The sequence below is a fragment of the Williamsia serinedens genome (assembly GCF_024171725.1).
Classification (GTDB): Bacteria; Actinomycetota; Actinomycetes; order Mycobacteriales; family Mycobacteriaceae; genus Williamsia_A; species Williamsia_A serinedens.
In genome coordinates, this window is the sequence record NZ_JAMTCG010000004.1 from 440,493 (window position 1) to 466,082 (window position 25,590).

At 72.3% G+C, this 25,590-nt stretch carries 1 protein-coding gene (cut by a window edge); it reads right to left on the bottom strand.

All coding sequences use genetic code 11. The annotated features are described in order from the left end of the window. Positions 1 to 25,590: the 3' portion of a non-ribosomal peptide synthase/polyketide synthase gene (locus tag LX12_RS13010; RefSeq protein WP_253654964.1), read on the bottom strand. The gene runs 8,478 nt beyond the window's last position; the window shows 25,590 of its 34,068 coding nt (coding positions 8,479-34,068); the start codon falls outside the window, past its right edge; its stop codon occupies positions 1 to 3.

Consider the following 25,590-nt stretch of genomic DNA (forward strand, 5'->3'; position numbering starts at 1 on the left):
TCAGGCCCGGTCGACGATGGCGCGCAGCGCCAGTTTCCAGTGCTCGACGAGTTCGGCCAGGTCGGCCCGGTCGATGGCCTCGTCGAGCCACGTCACCTGTGCCCGCACGACCCGGCCCTCGGCGGTGACCGTGGTCATCGACTGGATGTCGATCTCGGCCTGCGCCGGCATGCGGTTGCCCCGCGCGAGCGCGGCCGGGTCGGTGGTGTCGACGAGACCCGGACCCGCGACATCCGGGAACCACGGCACCTCACCGATGTCGGTCGCCGCGTCGGCCCCGGGCACCGCCCCGATGTAGTTGAAGACGATCTGGGGTTCGGCGAACTCGCCCAGCCGCGCGGACCCCTCGGGGTCGAGGTAGCGCAGCATCCCGTATCCGATGCCGCGATCCTTGTGCGCCGCCATCGCCGACCGCGCGGCGGAGACCACCGCGGAGGCCGCGGCAGGATCGTCGAGCATGTCGACGGCTGTGCGACCGTCGAGGTCGACGAAGGTCGGGAACATCGACGTGAACCAGCCGACGGTGCGCGAGAGGTCGACCCGTCCGTCGACCACGGACTCCTGGCGACCGTGACCCTCGAGGGTGAGCAGCGCGCCGGGCGCCTCGACACCCCGGTCGGCACGCCATCCGACGACGGCCGCGGCGAGTCCGGCGACGAGCAGGTCGGCGACGGTCTCGCCCTCCGCGCCCGACGACCGGACACCGGCGGTGAGGGGTTCGACGATCTCGGCGGGGATCTCGATCTCCATCCGCGCCAGACGGTCGACGCCGTCGCGGGTGAGGTCGAGTCGGCGGGTGCCGAGGTCGGGGTCCTCCACGTCCAGGGTGCTCACCCAGTGGTCGATCTCGTCCCGACGCAGCGACGCGGCCTCCCGCAGCGCGGCGCTCCAGTCGACCCAGGACGTCCCCGTGCCGGGCAGGGCGGGCACGTCGCCGGCCGAGACCTGGCTGCCCGCGACGGCGATGTCGGACTGCAGGATCTGCCAGGACACCGCGTCGACGACGAGATGGTGCAGCACCACGACGAGGCGCCCGGTGCGACCGGATCGCGCCGGCGGGGCGAGCCAGACCAGACGCATCATGGCGCCCGCCGCCGGGTCGAGCAGGTCGATGGCGTCGGCGACGGCGGTCCGCAGGACCTCCGTGTAGCCGTCGGTCCCGGGCAGGGTGTCGTCGCCCAGGTCGACCCGTGTCAGTGTCGCGACCACGTCCACACCGCCCGGCTCTGCGACCTCCAACGCACCTGTCGGGTCGAACCTCGACCGCAGCACGTCGTGCGCGTCGACGACCGCGCCGAGGACACGCGTGATCTGCTCCTCGGTGACGTCGCCGGGGACGATGAACGCCATCGGCATCACGAAGCGACGGAAATCACCGCCGCGCTCGACCATCTTCCGGATGACCGGGGTCGCCTCCGCCCGACCGGTCCGTCGTCCCGACGACCCGTCCGGTGCCGAGGCGCCGGCGGCGGACTCGGCCCGCTGTGCGAGTGCGGCGAGGGTGCGCTGTTCGATCACGTCGCGGGCGGTGAACGACAGGCCAGCGGCGCGGGCACGGGTGACCAGCTGCATCGCACCGATGCTGTCGCCACCGATCTCGAAGAACGAGTCGTCGGCGCCGATCTCGGTGCCGAGCAACTCGCCCGCGATGCGGACCAGGATCTCCTCGGCGGGGGTCGCCGGCGCCCGGCGCTCCGCTCGGGCGACGTCGGGGACGGGCAGTTCCGAGCGCGCGATCTTGCCCGACCGCCCGCGCGGGAACTCGTCGAGCACGACGATCACCTCGGGGACCATGTAGCCCGGCAGTGCCCGTCCCGCGAAGTCGCGCAGGGCCGCCACGTCGACGTCGGCCCCGAGATCGCCGGTGACATAGGCGATCAGCTGCTCGCGTCCGGCCACCTCCCGGATCACGACCGCGGCCTGCCCCACCGACGCGTGGCGGGCGAGGACGACCTCGACCTCCTCGAGCTCGATGCGCAGACCACGCAGCTTGACCTGGAAGTCGACACGGCCGACGTACTCGAGCGATCCGTCCGGCGTACGCCGCACCAGGTCACCGGTGCGGTACATGAGCGAGCCGGACGGCCCGAACACGTTGGGCACGAACCGTTCCGCCGTCAGCCCGGGGCGGTTGAGATAACCGCGTGCGAGCTGGTCGCCGCCGAGGTAGAGCTCACCCACCGCACCGACGACACAGGGACGCAGCCACCGGTCGAGGACGAAGCCGCGGGTGTTCCACACCGGGCGCCCGATGGAGACCACCGATCCGTCCGACCGCGGACGGTCGACGGCGGCGACGGCCGACGACTGCGGCCGCTCGTCGCCGACCACGACCGCGGACGTCGCGTCGACGGTGACCTCGGTCGGACCGTAGAGGTTGACCACCCGCGCACCGCTGCGCTCGGCGACGTGGGCGGCGAGCGAGCGCGGCAGCGCCTCACCGCCGCTGAACACCAGTCGGAGTCCTGTCAGAGCCGAGTCACCGGCGGACTCGACGAACACGGCGAGCACCGACGGCACGAACTGCACCACCGTCACCGCGTGCGTCGCCACGAGCTCGACCATCTCGGTGGGCTCGGTGTGCGCGCGCGGACCGGCGACCACGGTCGTCGCCCCGACGAGCCCCGGGGTGAACATCTCCCACACCGACGCGTCGAACGTGAACGGTGTCTTGAGCAGCACGGTGTCGTTCTCGTCGATGCCGTACTCGTCGGCGATCCACCGGACCTGGTTGACCAGCGCCCGCTGCGTGATCTGGACGCCCTTCGGCCGGCCGGTCGAGCCGGAGGTGAACAGGACATAGGCCAACGAGGCCGGGTGCAGCCGTCCGCGCAGTTCCGACGCGGAGATCGGGCCGTCGTCGATGTGCCGTAGGCCTCGGGCGGCGAGGTCGAGGCAGGCCACCGGTCGGACGATCGACCGCAGTCGCGCCAGCCGGTCGGCGTCGGTGACGGCGCAGCGCACACCGGCCTCGGCGATGATCCCGGCCACGCGGTCGGCAGGGGCGTCGACGTCGACGGGGAGGTACGCGGCGCCCGCCTTGAGGATGCCGTGCACGGTCGCGAGCTGCTCGACCGACCGGACCATGGCGACCGCGACCACGTCGTCCGGACCGATGCCGTGCGCGATCAGCACGCGGGCACGACGGTTCGCCATGGCGTCGAACTCGGCGAAGGTGATCGTGGTGTCGCCGTCGACCAGCATCACGGCGTCCGGTGTCCGCGCCACCCGCTCGGCGAACAACCTCGCGACCGTCGTGTCCTCGACGACACGATCGGTGTCGTTCCAGGCGCGCAACTGTGCGGCGATTTCGGCCGGGTCGACGAGATCGACGTCGCGCACGGGAGTGGCGCTGGCGCGGGCGAACGCGGTGAGCACCCGCTGCAGGCGGGCCGCGAGGTCCGCGGCGCGCGCGTCGGAGACCAGCGCCGGGACATAGCGGAGCGTCACCGACAGGTGCGGATCGGCCTGACCGAGCACCGTGAGCGGGTAGTGCGACGCGTCGTTGACCTGCGCGCCGTCGATGGACAGCCCGTCGATCGAGGCGCCCTGCTCCAGCGAGTCCCGGTCGATCGGATAGGACTCGAAGACGACGAGCGTGTCGAACAGCGCGCCGACGCCGAGCTCGCGCTGGATCGCGGGCAACCCGACGTGGTGGGCGTCGAGCAGCCCGGCCTGCTCCGACTGCAGGCGCTCGAGCAGACCGACGACGGTCTCGCGCTCGTCGAGCCGGACGCGCGCAGGGATGGTGTTGATGAACAGGCCGAGGATGCTGCCGACCTCGGGGACCTCGGGCGGGCGGCCGGAGACCGTCGCGCCGAACACGACGTCGTCGGATCCGAGCGATCGGGCCAGCACGAGACCCCACGCCGCCTGCAGCATCGTGTTGACGGTGATCCCGCGGTCCCGCGACAGCTCCGCCAGGCCGGCCGCCGTGGGCTCGTCGAGGTCGAGCACGCGGTCGACCGGCACGACCGAGTCCGCCTCGACCGAGGCGAGTTCGACGTCGTCGTCGCGGACGTCGGGTGCGGCCCCCCGGTCGACCAGCATGGTCGGTCGGTCGAGCCCATCGAGGGCCTGACGCCACGCTGCCAGCGCTGCTCCCGGCTCGCGCCGCGAGAGCCACTCGAGGAAGTCCCGGTAGGTGTGGTCGGCCGACGGGAGCTGATCCACGCCGCCGAGCGCGTACAACGCCATCAGCTGCTGCATGAGCAACGGTCCCGACCAGCCGTCGAGCAGGATGTGGTGGTTGACCATCGACATCCGCGTGAGGGGTGTGCCCGCGTCGTCGATCCCGAGGTCGATGACCAGGAACCGCATGAGCGGGGCCGACGCCATGTCGAAGCGGGCGAGCCGGTGCCCGCGGAGCAGGCGGTCGGCCTCGTCGGCGGCGTCGTCGCGGCCGGACAGGTCGACCCGCTCCCACTCGACGCGCGCCTCCGCGACGATCGCCGCGACGGGCGTGCCGTCCTCTGTCGCGTGGAACGCGCTGCGCAGCACGGGGTTCCGTGCCACCACCGCGTCGGCTGCGACGCGCATGCGGTCCGCGTCGAGCGGGCCGCGCAGTTCAAGCACCACCTGGGCGGTGTAGATGTCGACGGCCTCGTCGCCGGCGATCTCCGCGTGGTAGAGCAGGCCGGCCTGCAGTGGCGCGAGCGGCCACACGTCGTCGACGCGCCCGTGCGCATCCTCGATGACGTCGAGGTCGTGCTGGGACACCGGTGCGAGGGGGACGTCGGACGGGGTGAGGCCACCGGTCCAGCCGGTCCGGACGTGTCGCGCGAGTGCCGCGGCCGCCGCGACCCACTCGTCGGCGAGTTCACGGACGTCGTCCTCGTCGAGGAGCTCGCCCGCGAAGGCGAACGACGCCGAGACGACCGGCCCCGACGCGGTGTCGGTCGCGAGCGCGTTGATCGTCAGCGCCGCCGGGACGACCATGCCGGCGTCCATGGACCCGCCGAGCTCACCACCGTCGGTCGCCGGCTGCCAGCCGAACTCCGCCGTCTCGGTCTCCCCCGCCGACACCCGGCCGAGGTAGTTGAACGCGATCTGCGGCTCCCCACGTCCGCGCAGGACGTCGGCCTCCGGGCCGCCGAAGCGGGTCAGCACACCGAAGCCGATCCCGCCGTGGCCGCCGGGCACGACGGTGAGGTCCTCCTTGACGGCCTTGATCGCCGCGCCCGCCGCGGGCGCCGACTGCTCGGCGTCGACCACGGCGTCGACGTCGACACCGGTCAGGTCGAGTCGGACGGGCCGGGTCGTGGTGAACCAGCCGACGGTGCGGTGCAGATCCGCACGCGCGCCGGCCGAGGTCTGCGCGACCGCGAACTCCTCGCGACCGTGACCCTCGAGCTCGACGAGCAGCGCCGGGGCGTCGACCCCACGGCGCAGTCGCCACCGGCGGACCGCGACGGCCAGCGCGGTGAGCAGCGCGGTGTCGACGCCGGTGCGATAGGCCGGTCCGATCTCGCGCAGCACGGCGTCGGAGACGTCGACGGGCATGTCGACGGAGACGCGGCGCATGGTCGCGACGGTGTCGCGCTCCGGGTCGAGGGGACCGCTGCCCAGCGGCGGGTCGTCGACCGAGACGACCTGCGCCCAGGCCTCGATCGCGTCGGTGAAGGTCGGTGCGGTCCCGGCGAGCGCGTGCGACCAGGTGCGCAGCGACGTGCCCACCTCGCCGAGCTCGATCGGCGCGGTGCCGGCCTCGACGCCGGTCGGGTCCGTCCGTGCCCAGGCGACCACCAGATCCGGGAGAAGGATCCGCCACGAGACGCCGTCGACCACGAGGTGGTGGATCACGACGTACAGGCGGCCGGTGACCTCCGGCCCGAGGTCGGGCGACGGGTCGAACCACACGACCTGCAGCATGACGCCCGCAGACGGGTCCAGTCGGTCGTTCGCGGCGGAGGCCTCCCGCTGGACCGTGTCCACGAACGCGGGTGTGCCCGGCTCGTCGGTGAACTCCACCCGCCGTAGCACGTCAGCGGCGGTGACCGAGCCGACGCCCGGGACGTCCAGGTACGCCGGTTCGGCGTCGTCGACGACCAACCGGGCGCGCAGGGCGTCGTGGGTCGCGAGGACAGCGTCGAGCGCGGCGGCGAGGCGGTCGGCGCCCGGGTCGCGTGGCAGCGTCAGCAGGTTCGCCTGCGAGAACGTCCGGTACTCGCGGCGGGTTCCGATCAGCCACTGCATGATCGGCGTCAGCGGCATCGTCCCGACCGCGCCGCCCTCGAGTTCGGGGAGCACGGTCTGTGCGGCCTCGGCGGATGTCGTGACCACGGCGGCGAGTTCGGCCGGGGTCCGCCGGTCGAACACGTCGCGCGGGGTGAAGACCAGTCCGGCGTCGCGTGCGCGGGTGACGAGGCCGATGGCCATGATGCTGTCGCCGCCGAGGGAGAAGAACGAGTCGTCGACACCGATCTCCTCGACCCCGAGCGTCTCGGCGAACAGACGGCACAGCGTCTCCTCGACCGGGTCCGACGGGGCGCGCGAGGGTCCGCTCGTCGTCCCGAACTCCGGCGCGGGCAGCGCGCGGCGGTCGACCTTGCCGGCGGGGGTCAGCGGGATCTCGTCGAGGACGACCACGGCCGACGGCACCATGTGGGCGGGCAGAGTACGCCCGACCCGGGACGTGAGGTCGGCGGCGTCGGTCACGCGGCCGTGCACGTAGGACACCAGCATCGTGGCGCCGGTGACCGGGTGCGGCAGTCCGAGTGTCGTCGCGAAGTCGACGTCGGGCTGCGCGCCGAGCACCGCGTCGATCTCCCCGAGTTCGATGCGGAACCCGCGCACCTTGACCTGGAAGTCGGTGCGGCCGTTGAACTCCAGCTCCCACCGGTCGTCGGCGGTGTGCCGCCACCGCACCAGGTCTCCGGTGCGGTACATCCGCGCGCCGGGCGCACCGAAGGGGTCGGGTACGAACCGCTCGGCGGTCTGGCCCGGGCGCCCGACGTACCCGCGGGCCAGGACGTCGCCGGCGACGTACAGCTCACCCGGCACGCCGGGCGCCACGGGACGCAGACGGTCGTCGAGGACGGCGAGACGCACGCCCGTCACCGGACCACCGATCGTGAGCGGCGTCGTCGGCGTCAGGGCGTCGGTCGTCGTCGACCAGATGGTGGCCTCCGACGGGCCGTACAGGTTGTACATCCGCCGCAGCGTCCCGTCGGCGCGGGGGACGGCCCAGCGCCGCACCAGTTCCGGCGGGCAGACGTCGCCGGCGACACACACGACCTCCAGATCGTCGAGGCCGACGGCGGGCACCGTCGCCAGCGCCGCCGGCGTCACGAACGCGTGGGTGACGTGCTCGTCGCGAAGCAGGCGGGCCAGCTCGTCGCCGCCGAACATGCGCGGCGGCGCCACGATCTGGGTGCCCCCACCGCTCACGGCCAACAGCACCTCGAAGATCGACGCGTCGAAGCTCGGGGACGCGAAGTGCAGGACGCGCGATCCCGGTGCGACCCCGAACCTCCCGCGGATCTCGGCGACGATGTCGGCGACGCCGCGGTGCGTGACCGCGACGCCCTTCGGCCGGCCGGTCGAGCCGGAGGTGAAGATGATGTAGGCCAGCTCGTCGAGCGACGGGCGCGCCCACCCGTCGTGCGTGGCGGTTCCCTCGGGCGCCTCGGGCAGGGCGTGCAGGTCGATCCACCCGACCGTGCGCGGCAACCCGTCGGCGACCTCGGACACGGTGAGCCCGACGGTGATCCGGGCGTCGGCGACCATGTGCTCGACGCGTTCAGCCGGGTAGTTCGGGTCGATCGGCACGACCGCTCCGCCCGCGGCGACGATGCCCCAGAACGCTGTGATCGACTCGACCGACCGCCCGATCGCCAGGCCGACCGGCGTGCCGTCGACCACGCCTCGGCTGCGGAGCACGGCGGCGACGTGACGCGCCCGCGCGTCGAGCTCCGACCACGTCAGGCGACCGCCCTCCGCGATCACCGCAGCGGTGCCCGGGTCGGCGGCCAGCGCGTCGGCGAAGACGTCCCCGAGCGTGCCCCGCTCCGGCGCGGGCGGTGACGCCATGTGCCGCAGCCGGTCCGACACGGCGGGCTCGAGGACGTCGATGTCGCCGACCGGCAAGTGCGGGTCGGCCACGACAGCCGCCGCGACGGCGGCGAACCGTCGACCCAGCTCGGCGACGGTCGACTCGTCGAAGAGCGCTGTGGCATACGTGAACACGCACTCGAAACCGGTGGAGCTGTCCGACGACTGGGCCACGGTCAGCTGGAGGTCGAACTTGGTGGTCGTGTTGTCCACCTCGAGCCCGGACACCCGCAGACCCGGGAGCTCGAGATCGGGCTGGTCGGTGCTGCCGAACGCGAGGACCACCTGGAACAGCGGTGAGAACGCGGTCGACCGCTCCGGCGCCAGGTCCTCGACGAGCCGCTCGAACGGGATCTCGGTGTGGGTGAAGGCGGCCACGTCGACGTCACGCACCGACTCCAGCAGTGTGCCGAACCCGGCGGACCGGTCCACGGGTGTGCGCAGCGCGAGGGTGTTGACGAACATGCCGACCAGGTCGTCGAGAGCTGCGTCGCCGCGACCGGCGACGGCGGTGCCGACGACGATGTCGTCGGTGCCGCCCGACCGCGACAGCAGCACCGCGAACGCGGCGTGGACGGCCATGAACATCGTCGCGCCGTGGGCGTTGGCCAGTCGCTGAAGCCCGGCCCGCGTGCTCGCGTCGATCTCGAAGCGCACCTGCGCACCGGCCACGGACTGCACGGCCGGGCGCGGACGGTCGAGGGGGAGATCGATGACCTCGGGGATGTCGTCGAGGGCCGTCGCCCAGAAGTCCAGTTGGCGGGCCGCGACCGAGGTCGGATCGCTCTCGTCGCCGAGCACCGCCCGCTGCCAGAGCGCGTAGTCGGCGTACTGCACCGGCAGAGCACCCCACGACGGGTCCTCACCGGCATGGCGTGCGCCGTAGGCCACCATGACGTCGCGCGCGAGCGGCGCCACGGACGCCCCGTCGGCCGAGATGTGGTGCACCGCGACGACGAGCACGGACTCCTCCGGGGCGACGCGCAGGAGAGCCATCCGCACCGGCACCGCCGACGCCACGTCGAAGCCCGCCGACACCAGTTCCCCGACGGCCACCCGGGCGGCGTCGAGCCCGTCGACGTCCCGCACCTCGAGCACCTCGCGTGCCCGGGCCTGCTCCGGCGACAGGATCTCCTGGCGCGGCGCGCGCTCGCGGCCGTCGACGGTGGCGTCCGCCGGGTAGCGGGTCCGCAGCACCTCGTGGCGGGCAACGACGTCGCCGACCGCGGCGCGCAGTGCGTCGACGTCGACACGACCGGACAGACGCAGGACCGCCGGGATGTTGTAGGCGGGCGAGGACGTGTCGAACTGGTTGATGAACCACATCCGGGTCTGCGCCGGCGACAACGGGATCCGGGCCGGTCGCGGCATCGCGTGCAGTCGGGGGCGGTCGGAGGCGGTGCTGCGCTCGGCGGACGCGGCGATGCCGGCCACCGTGGGGTCGGTGAACAGGTCGCGCACCGTCAGCGAGGCCCCGAGCGCGTCGTTGACGCGGGCGACCACCCGTGTCGCCGAGAGCGAGTTGCCGCCCACCGCGAAGAAGCTGTCGAAGGCACCGACGCGCTCGGCACCGACGATGTCGGCGACGACGCCGGCGACGATCTCCTCCACCGGGCCGCGGGGCTCCTGGTGCGCATCGGCCGTCGAGAAGTCGGGACGTGGCAGCGCCGGACGGTCGAGTTTGCCGTTGATGTTCAACGGCAGGGCGTCGAGCACGACGGTCACCGTCGGGATCATGTACGAGGGCAGCTCCTCGGCGGCCTCCTCGAGCACCACCCGGGTGTCGAGCTCGGCAGGTCCGGCGGTGGTGCGCGCCGGCACGAGGTAGGCGACGATGTGCTCGCCCGCACTGGGATCGGTGTGGACGGTCACCACCGCGGTGTCCACGCGATCGGAGGCGCCGAGCACGCGCTCGATCTCCTCGAGCTCGATCCGCAGGCCGCGGACCTTCACCTGGAAGTCGCTGCGGCCAACGTAGACCAGGGTCGGTGCGTGGTCGTCGCCGACATGCGCCCAGCGCACCAGGTCCCCGGAGCGGTACATCCGCGCACCGGCCCGGCCGAACGGGTCGGCGACGAACCGGTCGGCCGTGAGGTCCGCGCGGTTGAGGTACCCGCGGGCGAGTTGAGCACCTGCGATGTAGAGCTCGCCGGTGACGCCGTCGGGCACCGGCTGCAGGCGCGTGTCCAGGACGTACACACCGGTGTTCCACTCGGGCCGTCCGATCGGCACGGCGCCGTCGGACAGCAGCGCCGGGACCTGCTGGTGGGTGACGCTGACAGCGGCCTCGGTGGGTCCGTAGAGGTTGTGGATCGCGGCGTCGCCGACGGCCCGGAGCCGTGCCACGGTGTCGGCGGTCAGCGCCTCGCCGATGCACAGCACCGTGGTGAGGCCGGCGATCTGCGCGGGTTCGACGTCGAGGAGGAACGCCGACAGCAGCGACGGCACGAACGTCGTGACGGTGACCCGACGGCGGTGGATCAGGTCGGCGAGATACGCGGGGTCGCGGTGGCCCTGCGGTGCCGCGACGACGAGTCGCACCCCGGCCGTGACCGCCCACCAGTACTCCCACACCGACAGGTCGAAGGTGGCCTGGGTGCGCAGCAGGAGTGCGTCGTCGGCGGCGAGGCGGAACTGCACCGACAGCCAGTTCAGCTGGTTCACGATCGCCGAGTGCGGCACCGCGACGCCCTTGGGGCGACCGGTCGAGCCCGACGTGTAGATGACGTAGGCGATGTCGTTCGGCCGCAACGTCCGCAGACGTTCGAAGTCGGCCACGGCGGCACCGGAGTAGTCGTGCAGGTCGAGGGTGTGGACGTCGACCACGCGGTCCGCCTGCAGTGTCTGCGCCGCGGACAACGCCTCGGGCGCCTCCCCCGACACGAGGACGAGCGCGGGTGCCGAGTTGTCCACGATGTAGGCCACGCGGTCGGCGGGGTGATCGGGGTCGATGGGCAGGTAGGCGCCGCCGGCGGTGGTCACGGCATACATGGCCACGACGAGGTCGACCGATCGCGGCATGGCCAGACCGACCACGGTCTCCGGACCGACACCGCGGTCGATGAGCGCACGGGCCAGGCGGTTGACCCGCCCACCCAGCGTCGCGTAGTCGAGCGTGCCGCCTTCGGACCCGGAGGTGGCGTCGCCGTCGGCGTCGATCGCCACCCGGGACGGGTAGGCCACGAACGCCGACGCGAGGATGTCGGCGAGCGTGGTCGGCGCGAGCACCACGGTGGTGTTGTTGCGCGCCTCGACGACCTCGACGCGCTCGGCCGCGGACAGCATCGGGACGTCGCCGACGGGTCGGTCGGGCTCGGCCACGAGTCGGTCGAGCAGGGAGACGAACCGGGCGGCGACATCCTCGACGGTGGACCGGTCGAAGAGGTCGTCGGCGAACGTGAACGCCGCCTCGACCCCGGCCGGGGCGCCCGTCTCGTCGTAGGTGTCCGACAGGATCAGATGCAGGTCGAACTGGGCCACACCTTCGGGCAGTTCGACCGGCTCCATGCGCAGGCCCGCGAGCTCCATCGTCGGCCGGGCGATGTTCTGGAACGACAGGCCGACCTGGAAGATCGGGTGCCGCGCCGTCGACCTGACGGGGTTGAGGACCTCTACCAGCCGCTCGAACGGGACGTCGGCGTGGCTGAACGCCTCGGAGTCACGGTCGCGGGCGGCGTCGACCAGCGCGGCGAAGTCCATCGAGCCGTCGACGTCGAGGCGCAGGGCCAGCGTGTTGACGAACATGCCGATGACGCCCTCGAGCTCTCGCTCGCCGCGCCCGGCCATCGGCGTGCCGACGATGATGTCGGGGCTGCCGGAGAGCCGCGCCAGCAGGACGGAGAACGCGGCGTGGAACCCCATGAAGGTCGACGCGTTGCGCGATCGGGCGAACTCCGCGATCCGCGTGTGCGTCGACGCGGGGATGCGGAACAGGTGCTGGCTGCCTCGCAACGACTGCACCGGCGGCCGCGGACGATCGGTGGGCAGCTCGAGCTGGTCGGGCAGCGCCGCCAGGGTGGTACGCCAGAACCCGATCTGGGCCGAGAGGAGGCTGGTCGGGTCGTCCTCGTCGCCGAGGACCTCCCGCTGCCAGAGGGCGTAGTCGGCGTACTGCACGGGCAGAGCGCGCCACTGCGGTTCGGATCCGACCGAGCGGGCGGCGTAGGCCGTGGCGAGGTCGGCCACGAACGGCACCATCGACTCGCCGTCGGCGACGACGTGGTGCACCACGGCGGCGAGCACGTGGCGGTCGGTGTCGATGCGCCACAGCCGTATCCGGAGCGGAACCGCCTCCTCGACTCGGAAACCGCCGACCACGAACGCACGCAGACGGTCCGGCAGCTCGTCGGCCGCGGCGTCGACGACGTCGATCTCCGGGAGCGCCTGCGCGGTCGGCAGGATCACCTGGTGCGGCCCGCTCGAGGAGTCGGGGTAGACCGTGCGCAGCGACTCGTGCCGGTCCACCACGTCGGCGACGGCGCTCCGCAGGGCGTCGACGTCGAGGTCACCGAGCAGGGTCACGGCGGCGGGGATGTTGTACGCGGGCGAGTCGGGGTCGAAGCGGTTGAGGAACCACATGCGGGTCTGCGCGAGCGACAACGGGATCCGGTGCGGCCGGGGGCGCGCGACGAGGGGTGCCCGGTGCGGACGGGTGGTCTGGCCGCTCGCGATGCGTGCGGCCATCCCCGCGACGGTCGGCGCCGCGAACAGCTCGCGCACCCCCACCGTGCTGTCCAGAGCGGCACCGATGCGTCCCACGACCTTCGTCGCGCTCAGCGAGTTGCCGCCCAGGTCGAAGAAGGAGTCGTCGCGACCGACGCGCTCGACGCCGAGGACGTCGGCGAAGACCCCGGCGATCGTGTGCTCGAGATCGGTCTCGGGTGCGCGGTACTCGCGTTCCACGACGGCGAACTCCGGCGCGGGCAGTGCGCGACGGTCGAGTTTGCCGATGGGCGTCAACGGGATCTCGTCCAGGACGATCACCGCAGCGGGGACCATGTGGCCCGGGAGCCGTTCCGCCAGAGCGGCTGTCAGCGCGTCGGTGTCCACCGTCCCGCCGGACCGCGGCAACACGTAGGAGGCGAGCGCGGTCGCGCCGTCGGGGCCGTCGACACCGAGCGTGACGGCGAACTCGAGGTCCCCCGCGTCGACGAGGGCGCGGTCGATCTCCCCCAGTTCGACGCGGAACCCGCGCACCTTGACCTGGAAGTCGCTGCGGCCCACGTACTCGAGGGCGTTCGGCGGAGCCGTCGGATCCAGACTGAAGCGCACGAGGTCGCCGGTGCGGTACATGCGGTCACCGGGGGCACCGAACGGGTCGGCCACGAACCGCTCGGCCGACGTCCCCGGGCGATCGTGGTAGCCGCGGGCCAGTCCCGACCCGGCCAGGTACAGCTCGCCGACGACGCCGCGCGGCACCACGCGCAGACGCGAGTCGAGGACGCGGACGCTCTCGCCGCGCAGGGGGCCACCGATGGTGACGCGGTCGCCGCGGTCGAGTCCGGGTGTGATCGTGGAGATGACCGTCGTCTCGGTCGGGCCGTAGGCGTTGCGCAGGCGCGGCGCCCACCGTGCCGCCAGTTCGGGGGTGCAGACGTCACCGCCGACGACGAGCGACTCCACGCCGTCGAGACCCGTGGGGTCCACGGTCATCAAGGCGGTCGGGGTCATCACGACCACCGACACACGCTGCTCCGCGATCAACCGTGCGAGCTCGTCGCCGCCGAAGACGTCCTGCGGCGAGACCACGAGCGCCGCACCGGCACCGAACGCAGCGAGCATCTCGCCGACGGAGGTGTCGAAGCTCGGCTGAGCCACGTGCAACACCCGTGAGTCCGGCCGGACCGCGTAGTGCTCGACGACGTCTGCGGTCAGGTCGGCGAGGCCGGCGTGGGTCACGACGACCGCCTTGGGCGTCCCGGTCGAGCCGGACGTGTAGATCAGGTAGGCGGCGTCGTCGAGGCGCAGCGGCCGGGTGCGATCCGCGTCGGAGATCGGCGCGTCGTCGTCGTCGACCCCGGGGGTGACCAGATCGGCGAGGTCGTGCCAGCCCACGTCGCCGGGGAGCTCGTCCCGGTCCGACGCCACGGTCACGCCGAGGAGGGCGCGCGAGTCCGTGAGCATCGTGGTGACGCGGCCGGCCGGGTACTCGGGATTGATCGGCAGGTACGCCGCACCGGTCTTGGCGATCGCCCAGATGCCCAGCACCGAGTGCAGTGACCGCCGCATGCCCAGGGCCACCACCGTCCCGGGGCCCGCGCCGAGAGCGATGAGGCGTCGAGCCACCCGGTTGCTGACGAGGTCGAGCTCGGCGTAGGTCATCGCCGTGTCGCCGAAGACGAGAGCGGGAGCGTCCGGTGAGACCCGCACACCGGCGGCGAGCAGCTCGGGCAGGGTCGCGCGCGGTCGTGCCGGTGGGCCGGTGACGGCCGTCAGTTCCGAACGCTCGGCGGGACCGAGGATGTCGATGGCGCCGACGCGCGCCGACGGATCCGCGGCGATCGCCTCGAGGATGCGCACGAGCCGATCGGCGAACGACCGCACCGTCGACTGGTCGAACAGGTCGGTGGCGTAGGTGAAGGTCGCGGGGGCGGGCTCGTCCTCGGGAGCGTTGTCGCCCACCGTCAGCTGCAGGTCGAACTTGGCCATCTCCACGTCGGCGTCGACGACGTCGACGCGCAGGCCGGGCAGTTCCAGGGCCGGTGCCTCGTTGTTGTCGAAGGACAACGCGATCCCGAACAGCGGGTGGTGCGCGGTGGAGCGGGGCACGTCGAGGACCTCGACGAGTCGCTCGAACGGCACGTCCGCGTGGGCCATCGCGTCGACGTCGCCCGCGCGCACCGTGGCCAACAGGTCGGCGACGGTGAGGTCGGGGTCGACCTCGGTGCGCAGCACGACGGTGTTGACGAACATGCCGACGAGGTCGTCGAGCGCCTCCTCGCCACGACCCGCGACCGGCGTGCCGATCGCGATGTCGGTCGACCCCGACAACCGCTCGGCCAGGATCGCCAGTCCGGCGTGCATGACCATGAACAGGCTGACGTCGTGCTGACGGGCCACCGTCGCCAACCGGCGACGCAGGCCGGGGTCGAGCGCGAACCGCACCGCGTCACCGCGCAGGGAGGCGACTGCGGGTCGCGGCCGGTCGGTGGGCAGGTCGAGCGACTCGGGGACCCCCGCCAGGGTGCGCCGCCAGTGCTCGATCTGCTGTGCGGCGAGGGAGTCGGGGTCGTCCTCGTCACCGAGGAGGTCGCGCTGCCACAGCGCGAAATCGGCGTACTGGACCGGCAGGGCCGGTTGCGAGGACGCGACGCCGGTCCGCCGCGCCTCGTAGGCGACCACCAGGTCGCGGAACAACGGTGCCAGCGACGCACCGTCGGCCGAGATGTGGTGCACGACCAGCATCAGCACGTACTGCGCCTCGTTCTCGGCGCCCTGCCGGTCGGCCAGACGCATGAGCACGATCCGCGCGGGGAAGCCGGTGGTGACGTCGAAACCTGCGGTCGCGGCGCGCACGACCTCCGTGCGCACCTCGTCGGGACGGACGGTGGTCTCGCGGTAGATCGCAGCGACCGCCTCCTGCGCGGGGTGCACGACCTGGTGCGGTCCGTCGGCCGAGTCGGGGTAGACGGTGCGCAGAGCCTCGTGGCGCTCGGCGACGTCGACGATCGCCGCGCGCAACGCCGCGACGTCCAGGGTGCCGGTCAGGCGGACGGGCAGCGGCAGGTTGTAGGCCGGCGACGACGGGTCGAACCGGTTGATGAACCACATGCGCGCCTGGGCCGGCGACAGCGGGACGTGGTCGGGACGCGAGCGTGGTGCGAGCGGCGGTCGCGCGGCAGACGACTCGCGGCCCTCGAGCAGGGCGGCCAGGCCCGCGACCGTGGGGTGGTCGAAGACGTCGCGCACGCCCACCGACACACCCAGCGCGGCCTGCACCCTGGCGGCGACACGGGTGGCACCGAGCGAGGTGCCGCCGATGTCGAAGAACGAGTCGTCGGCACCCACGCGGTCGCGCCGCGCGACGTCGGCGTAGACCCCGGCGATGGCGATCTCGAGCTCCGTGCGCGGTTCGACGAACTCCACCGCCACGGCGGCGAAGTCCGGCTCGGGCAGGGCCCGACGGTCCAGCTTGCCGTTCGCGGTGAGCGGGAACGCGTCGAGGACGAGGACCGCGGCGGGCACCATGTACGCCGGCAACCGCGACCGCAGGTGCTCGAAGAGCGGGTGGGTCGAGGGGATCTCGCCGGGCACCGTCGGGACGGCGTCGGCCGCGATCGGTCCGACCACGTAGGCGACGAGCTGCGCATCGCCCGCCGCCTCGACGACGACCGCGACCGCGTCGGAGACACCGTCCACCTCGGTCAGCGCCGACTCGATCTCGGGGAGTTCGATGCGGAGTCCGCGCAACTTGACCTGGAAATCCGACCGGCCGACGTACTCCAGCTCGCCGTCCGGTCGGCGACGGACGACGTCGCCGGTGCGGTACATGCGCTCGCCGCGCGCCGAGGTGATGTCGGCGACGAAGCGGTCGGCGGTGAGATCCGGGCGGCCGACGTAGGCGCGGGCAAGCTGTACGCCGGTGAGGTACAGCTCCCCGGACACCGTCGGCGGGACGGGCCGCAGGCGGTCGTCGAGGACGTGCACACCCGTGTTGGCGACGGGACGTCCGATGGGGACCGTGTCGGTGTCGGCGGCGGTGTACGGGTGGTAGGTGACGTCCACCGCGGCCTCGGTGGGGCCGTACAGGTTGTGGACGGCCGCGCCGGAGATCGACGCCATGCGGGCGGCGACGTGCGGCGGGAGGGCCTCGCCGCTGGCGAACACCAGACGCAGGCTGCGCAGCGCGGCGACAGGGCCGTCGGCGACACCGGGTTCCGACGCGAGGGCCGTGGTGAACGCCGACATCATCGACGGCACGAAGTGCAGTGTCGTGACACCGGTCTCGGCGATCAGTCGCGCCAGGTACGCCGGGTCCCGATGCCCGTCGGGGGCGGCGACGACCAGGGTCGCACCGGTCTGCAGCGGCCAGAAGAACTCCCACACCGAGACGTCGAAGGTGGCGGGGGTCTTCTGCATGACGACGTCGTCACCGCCGATGGGGTACTCGGACTGCATCCATCGCAGACGGTTCACGATCGCGCGGTGGGTGACCGCGACGCCCTTGGGGCGCCCGGTCGACCCGGACGTGTAGATCACGTACGCGGTGTGGTCCGGCCGCAGCGGGGCGATCCGCTCGTCGTCGGTGAGTGGGCCGTCGTCGACGGAGCCGAGGTCGAGGGCGTCGATCTCGACGACCGGCGCCCCGTCATGGGTGAACCCGTCGCGACCGGTGGTGAGCACGACGGCGGGCCGCGCGCTGTCGAGGATGTAGGCGACGCGCTCCGCGGGGTGGTCGAGATCGACGGGCACGTACGCACCACCCGCCGCGACGACGGCGTACATGCCGACGAGCAGGTCCGTCGAGCGCCGCATCGCGAGTCCGACGTGGACGTCGGGCCCGACGCCCGCGGCGACGAGGTGGCGCGCGAGACGGTGCGCGCGCGCGGCGAACTCCGCGTAGTCGATCGATGCGCCCTCGACGACCAGCGCCGTCGAGGCCGGAGTCCGACGCACCTGTTCCTCGAAGAGGTCGATCAGGGTCAGCGCGTCGGTGGTGGGTGCCGCGCCGGACTCGGCGATGACCGAGGCCAGCATCCCGGAGAACTGTTCGGCGAACGCACCGCCGGTGTCGTCGAGGAGTCCCGGCAACAGCGTCGACAGGGCGATCGTGACCGCGGCCTCCGGCCCGATGCCGACCGCACCCAGCGTCGCCAACAGCTCCGTCGACTTCGCCTGGAGCTCGCCGTAGGTGACGTCCACCCCACCGTGGGACAGGGCGACCCCGTCCGGGTTGATCCGGGCCGCCGTCGCGAGCAGTTCGTCGAGGGACCGACCCCGCAGACCCTCTGCGTCGGCATCACGCCCCCGCGGGTCGGCGTCCCCGGTCTTCTCGAGCTGGTCGCGTTCGGCGTCGGTGAGGATGTCGATGTCGCCCAGCGTCACCGACGGGTCGTCGGCGACGGCGGCGAGCACCGCGACGAAGCGCTCCCCCATCGCGGCGACCGTCTCCTCGTCGAAGATGTCGACGGCGTAGTCGAGCAGGACGTCGATGCCGCGGCCGCGTCCGTCGGCGCCGAACGTCTCGGAGATCGTCATGCCGACATCGGATTTGGCGAACCGCACGCCCCACTCGAGCGGCGTCACGCTGAGACCGGGGAGTTCCACCGTCGGGATCTCGATGTTCTGCATGGTCAGGTTGACCTGCACGAGCGGCGCGTACTTGCGGGTGCGTACAGGCGCGACCGCCTCCACCACCTGCTCCAGCGGCACGTCCGAGTTGTTGAACGCGGCGAGGTCGGCCTCGCGGGTGCGGGCGAGGGCGTCGACGAACGTGTCGGACCCCGAGACACGTGTGCGCATCACCAGCGTGTTGACGAACATGCCGACCAGGCCGTCGACAGCGGACGCTGTGCGCCCTGCGGTCGGCGTACCGACGGCGACGTCGTCGGTGCCGGCCAGGCGGGCGAGCAACGCCGCGAACGCGGTGTGCACGACCATGAACATCGTCGAGTCGGTGTCGGCGGCGATGCGGTGCAGGCGTTGCTGCAGCGTGGCGTCGATGCTGAAGGTGACCTCCCCGCCGACCAGGGAACGGCGGTCGGTGCGGGGACGGTCGGTCGGGATCTCGAGCAGATCCGGCAGACCGGCGAGGTGGTCCCGCCAGAACTGCAGCTGACGACCGGTCACCGAGTCGGGGTCCTCGGGAGACCCCATGACGGTCTGCTGCCAGATCGCGAAGTCGGCGTACTGCACCGTCAACGGCCGGAAGCGCGGTTCGGCGCCGGCCACCCGGGCGGTGTACGCGGTCATCAGGTCCGTCGCGAGCGGCACCAGCGACGACCCGTCGGCCGCGATGTGGTGGATGACCAGCAGCAGGACGTGATCGGTCGGGGCGATCTCGATCAGCAGGGCGCGCAGCGGGGGCGCCGCGGTCACGTCGAAGCCGGTGCTCGCCACCTCGAGGCAGATGTCGCGCACCATCTGCTCGCTCGTGGCCGTGTGCCGTTCCAGCGCCACCGACGACTCGTCGACACCGAGAATCCGCTGGTACGGCCCGTCCACCGAGTCCGGGTACGACGTCCGCAGGATCTCCTGCCGGGCGACGAGGTCGGTCAGCGACGCGGTGAGCGCGGCGACGTCGAGGTCGCCGGTGAGCCGCAGACCGAGCGGGATGTTGTAGTCGGCAGCCGTCGGGTCCAGCCGGTTCAGGAACCACATCCGCTGCTGGGCCAGCGACAGCGGGATCCGATCCGGTCGATCGGTGGCCGTGAGTGGCGCGACGGCGTCCCCGGACAGGTCGGGTGACGCCTCGATCGCCGCCGCGAGGTCGGCCACGCCCGGCGTCTCGAACAGCATCCGCACACCGAGGCGCACACCGAGCGACTCGTTGATCCGTGCCATCGCGCGGGTCGCGGCCAGGGAGTTGCCGCCGAGGTCGAAGAAGGAGTCGTCCGCGCCGATCTGCTCGCCGCCGAGGACCTCGGTGAAGGCGTTCGCGACGATGCGCTCCATCGGGGTGCGCGGGGCGGTGTACTCCCGTGCGGCGCCGAGGAACTCGGGAGCGGGCAGCGCGCGGCGGTCGATCTTGCCGACCGGGGTGAGGGGCAACGCGTCGACGATGGTGATCGCCGACGGCACCATGTGCTTCGGCAACGTCTGCGCTGCGTGGTCGGCGAGGTCGCGGGCGTCGATCGTCGACCCGGGCGAGGGCTGGACGTACGCCGCCAGCGCGGTGTCACCCGTCGGTCCGGTGACGCCGAGGACGTACACGTAGTCGACGGCGGGGTGGGCGCCGAGGACGGATTCGATCTCGCCGAGCTCGATGCGGAAACCGCGCACCTTCACCTGGTGGTCCGACCGTCCGACGTAGATCGGCTCGAGCCGCGTCGACCCGTCGTCGAGCTGCACCCGGGTCCACCGCACCACGTCGCCGGTCCGGTACATGACGCCGCCGGGCGGGCCGTACGGGTCGGCGACGAAGCGCTCGGCGGTCAGCCCGGGCCGATCGCGATAGCCCCGCGCGACACCGGGACCGGCCACGTACAGGTCGCCGGGGACACCGATCGGGGTCGGTCGCAGGCGTGCGTCGAGCACCACCGCCGACGCACCCCGCACCAGGGAGCCGATGGTGTGGCGGTCACCGGCGACGAGCGGGTCGGTGATCGTGGCCATGATGGTCGTCTCGGTGGGGCCGTAGCCGATGAGCACGGACCGCCCGGGAGCCCATCGCGCGATGAGGTCGGTCGGCACGGCCTCGCCGCCCACCGAGAAGTGGGTGAAGTGGTCGAGACCCTCCGGGTCCACGGACGCCAACGCCGCAGGGGTGATGAACCCGTGCGAGACACGGTGCCGGGCCAGCACCTGCCGTAGGTCGTCGCCGCCGTAGGTGCCGGGCGGGATGATCACCATCGTCGACCCGACGCCGGTCGCCATCAGCAGCTCGAGGATCGAGGCGTCGAACGACGGCGACGCGAAGTGCATGACACGGGCCTCGGGTGTCAGGTCGTACCGATCGATCTGCTCGGCGCTGAACGGCGCCAGACCCGCGTGGGTGACCTCGACGCCCTTCGGCTTACCGGTCGTCCCCGAGGTGTAGATGATGTACGCGCACCCCGCGAGGTGCACGGGGCGTACGAGCTCCGTCGGCTCGACCGGTTCGTCCGTGCGCGAACCGATCTCGGGACCGTCGAGGACGAGCCACTCGACCACGTCGGGGAGGCCGGCCGCGTCGGCGGAGGTGGTGATGCCCAGGACCGCGCGGGAGTCGGTGAGCATGTGCTCGACGCGGTCCGCGGGGTAGGTCGGGTCGACCGGGACGAACGCGGCGCCGGAACGGGTGACGCCCCAGGCCGCGAGGACCGACGCGATGCCGCGGGTGATGCCGAGGGCGACGACGTCCTCCGCGCCGTGGCCCCGGGCGATGATCTCGCGTGCGATCTGGTTCGCCCGCCGGTCCAGTTCGCGGTAGGTGATGGTCCTGTCACCGTCGACGATGGCGACCCTGTCGGGTTCGGCCGCGGCCGCGGCGCGCAGCAGGGAGTCGAGGGTGCCCTGTGCGTCGGTGGCCGGCCCGCGGACCGGCACGAGGTCGACGCTCTCCTCCGCGTCGAGCAGAGGGATCTCCCAGGCCACCGCGTCGGGGTCCTGCGCCATCCCCTCGAGGATGCGCACCAGCCGACGCGCGTGGGCCTCGACGGTGGCTGCGTCGAAGATGTCGACCGCGTACCCGAGGAACCCGGCGATGCCCGCAGGGGCACCGGAGCCGTCGGCGTTCTCGGTGAGGTCGAACGTCAGGTCGAACTTGCTGTAGTTGGTGTCGATCGCACCGGGGTCGACGGTGAGGCCGTCGAGGTCGACGGACATGCGGTTCGAGCCGTTGACGCTGAGCACCACCTGGAACAGCGGTGTGTGCAATGAGGTCCGGGTGGGGGCGATGGCGTCGACGACCTGCTCGAAGGGCACGTCGCTGTGCGCGAACGCCTCGAGGTCTCGACGACGGATGTCGGTGAGGAGCTCGCGGACGGTCGCGCCCTCCCCGATCTCCGTGCGCAGCGCCAGCGTGTTCACGAACATCCCGACGATGCCGTCGAGCTGTTCGCTGCCACGACCGTCGATGGGCGACCCGATGACGATGTCGGTCTCGTTGCTCAGCCGGGCCAGCAGCACCGCGAGGGCCGTGTGCAGCAACATGAACCGCGAGACGCCGGTGGCGTTGGACAGCGCGACGAGGCGCGCGTGCAGCTCCGGCGGGATGAAGAACGGGTGCGTCGCTCCCACCCCGGACCGGGAGCCGGCACGTGGGCGGTCGGTGGCCAGTCCGATCAGCTCGGGCGATCCGGCCAGCGTGCGGCGCCAGAACTCGAGCTGACGGCGGGCCGGCGAGTCGTCCGCGGCGGCGTCGCCGAAGGTCTCCGACTGCCAGATCGCGAAGTCGACGTACTGCGCCGACAGCGGGGTCCATTGCGGCGAGCCCCCGTGCAGCCGCGCCTGGTAGGCGGTCAGCAGGTCGGTCATCAACGGACGCATCGAGAGGCCGTCGGACGCGATGTGGTGCACCACGAACACGAGGAGGTGGCGTAGGGGGCCCGACCCGTCGCCGTCGTCGGCCATCCGCCACAGCGCGGTGCGGATCGGGACGGTGGTCGCCACGTCGAAGCCGGGGGTCGCGAACTCGCGCAGGCGTTCCCACACCTCGTCGGCGCGGACGTCGTCGACCCGGACGGGCGGGAGGGCGTCGATCGTGGGGACGACGACCTGGTGTGGACCCTGCGGCCCGCCGGGATAGATCGTGCGCAGCGTCTGCTGCCGGTCGACCAGATCGACGAGGGCCGCGCTGAGCGCGTCGATGTCGAGGTCGCCGGTCAGCAGGAGCGTCATCGGGATGTTGTAGGCGCCCGAGTCGGTGTCGTAGCTGTTGATGAACCACAGCCGTTGCTGCGCCAGCGACAGCGGGATCCGGTCCGGTCGGTCGAGGGCGGGTCCCGGGAATCGCACGGGGGCGGTGTCGTCCGCCGCGGGGTCGGCGTCTCCACCCTCGGCGGTCCGACCGCCGCGGGACCGCTCGACGAGGCGGGCGATCTGCTCGACGGTCGGTTCCTCGAACAGCGTGCGCAGACGGATCGGGACGCCGAGGGTCTCGGAGAGGCGCGACGCCAGACGCACCGCGCTGAGCGAGTTGCCGCCGAGTTCGAAGAACGACGTGGTGACGCCGACGCGCTCGGCGTCGACGGCGTCGGCGAACAGGCCGGCGACGACCTCCTCCAGCGGGGTGCGGGGTGCTACGTGCGCGATCGCGTCGTCCGCGGCACCGAAATCGGGCTCGGGCAACGCTTTCCGGTCGGTCTTGCCCGACACGCTCAGCGGGAACGCGTCGAGGACCATGATCGCCTCGGGGACCATGTAGTCCGGTAGACGGGCCGCCAGATGCCTGCGGACGTCGTCGACCGCGACGGAGTCACGACCGTTGTCGCCGACCACGTAGGCCGCCAGACGCGCACGGGACGCCTCGCCGTGCGCGACGACCAGCGACTGTCGGATGCCGTCGATGTCGGTGAGTGCGCTCTCGATCTCGCCGAGTTCGATGCGCAGACCGCGGACCTTCACCTGGAAGTCGGAACGGCCGATGAACTGGGTGTCACCGCCGGGCAGGCGACGGACGAGGTCACCCGAGCGGTACATGCGGGCGCCCGGCGGTCCCCACGGGTCGGCGACGAACCGGGCCGCGGTGAGACCGAACATGCCGCCGTAGCCGCGGGCGGGCGCGACGCCGGCGATGTACAGCTCGCCGACGACGCCCACCGGCACGGGCCGGAGGCGATTGTCGAGGACGACGTGGCGCACGTTCGGGATGGTGGGTCCCATCGGGATGGGACCGATGTCCCGCACCTCGCCGGGTGGCGGTGGGTCGTAGGCCTCGAGGTCGTAGGCGATCGCCGACGAGGTGGCGGCGGTCTCGGTCGGGCCGTAGGTGCACAGCAGACGGGTCTTCGTGCCGAGCATGGTCCGGTACACGGCCGGGAGGCTGTACTCGCCGCCGGCGACCGCGGTGTCGATGGACGCGATGGTCGCGTCCGGGTCCATCTCGACGAGCAGTTCGTAGGCGCTGGGCGCGAGGTTGAGCAGCGAGATGTCCTCGTCGCGCAGCACCGCGACGACCTCCTCGGGGTCGAACCCCTCGGAGACGACGCGGATGAAACACCCGTAGGCCAACGTGTTCCAGATGTTCTTCTGCGTGGAGTCGAAGCGGGGCGACTGCGCGATGAGCACACCTGCGCCGCGGCGCAGGACGATCGCCGACCGGTACCACGCGTACATGTTGAAGATGCCGCGCGCGTTGACGAGTGTGGGCTTCGGCTTGCCCGTCGAGCCCGACGTCGTGATGACGTAGGCGAGGCGGTCCAGCGCGCCCGGTTCGGTCCACCGGTCCGGCAGCGGACCGTCGTCGTGCGCCTGCAGTCGTCGGTCGGTGTCGGGGTCACCGAGCGGGATCAGCGTGATCCCGGCGTCGGCCAGCCCGGCGCGGTACCCGTCCTCGGTCTCCGACGCCGTGGACACCACGACGCGCGACCCGGTGTCCGCGAGCACGGACAGCGCGCGCTCCGCGGGTGCATGCGGGTCGAGCGGCAGGTACGACGCACCGGCCTTCCACGACGCGAGCAGTGCCACCACCCAGTTCACCGACCGCGGGGTGAGCACACCGACGACGTCGTCCGCGCCGACGCCGTGGGCGATCAGCTCGCGCGCGAGGCGACTGGCGGCCGAGTCGAGCTCACCGCGGGTCAACTCACCCTCGGGGCCGCGCACGGCGAGGGCGGTGGGGTCCTCGGCGACGCGGTCGGCCCACGCCGACAACGGGGTCCCGGTCCACGGCTCGTCGGAGGAGGAGGTCGGGGCGGCCGTAGGGGTGTCCGCCCCCGTGGCGCGGGCGTACGCGGACAGGTCGACACCGGAGACCGCGGCGGCGGTGCGCGCGATCACGTCGTCGAGGACGGCGGTGAAGCCCTCCGGCGCGGCGGCCACGAGGGGCGCGAGACCGGTCAGTGCGATGGAGGCGATCGCCTCGGCGTCCATGCCGCGCTGCGACATCGGGCCGTACAGCTGCTCGAACCGTTCGTGCAGCTCGCCGAACGTGACCCGTGAACCGTCGCGGTCGAGCACGGCGTCGTCGGCGGCGACGTCGACGGCCGCGGCCAGCATGGCGGGCAGGTCGTCCGCGGTCGGGGCGGCCGCGGGCGTCAGCGCGACATCCGGTGCGGCGTCGAGACGTTCGGACTCGAGGAGGATGTCGATGTCCCCGACGGCCACGCCGGGGTCGGCGGCGACCGCCGCGGCCACGGCCACGAGCCGCTCCGCGATGTTCTGCACCGATGCGGTGTCGAACACGTCGACCGGGAAGTTGAGATGGCCTGTGAGGGTGCGTGTCCCGTCGGGGTCGGACTTCTCCCCGATCACGAGCGTCAGGTCGAACTTGGCGCCCAGGATCGTGTCGTCGGCCGCGACGGAGACCTCGAGACCCGGCAACGACACCGACGCGGGTTCGTTGTTCTGGTAGGACAACTGGACCTGGTAGATCGGTGAGTGCGACGTGGCGCGCCGCGGGACGACGGCGCCGACCACGTTCTCGAACGGGACGTGGTCGTGCGCGAACGCCGCGAGGTCGATGTCACGGACGCGGTCGAGGAGACCCTCGAACGACTCGCCCGGATCCACGGGAGTGCGGAGCGCCACGGAGTTGACGAACATGCCGACCAGGTCGTCGAGGTCGGGATGACCGCGCCCGACGACCGGCGTCCCGACGACGATGTCCTCGGCCGCCGACAACCGCGCGAGCAGCGACGCGAGGATCGCGTGGACCACCATGAACATCGACGTCGAGGTGCGGTGCGCGAGCGCGTCGAGGCCCTCCACCACGTCGGGGCCGAGGCGCACCGGCACGAT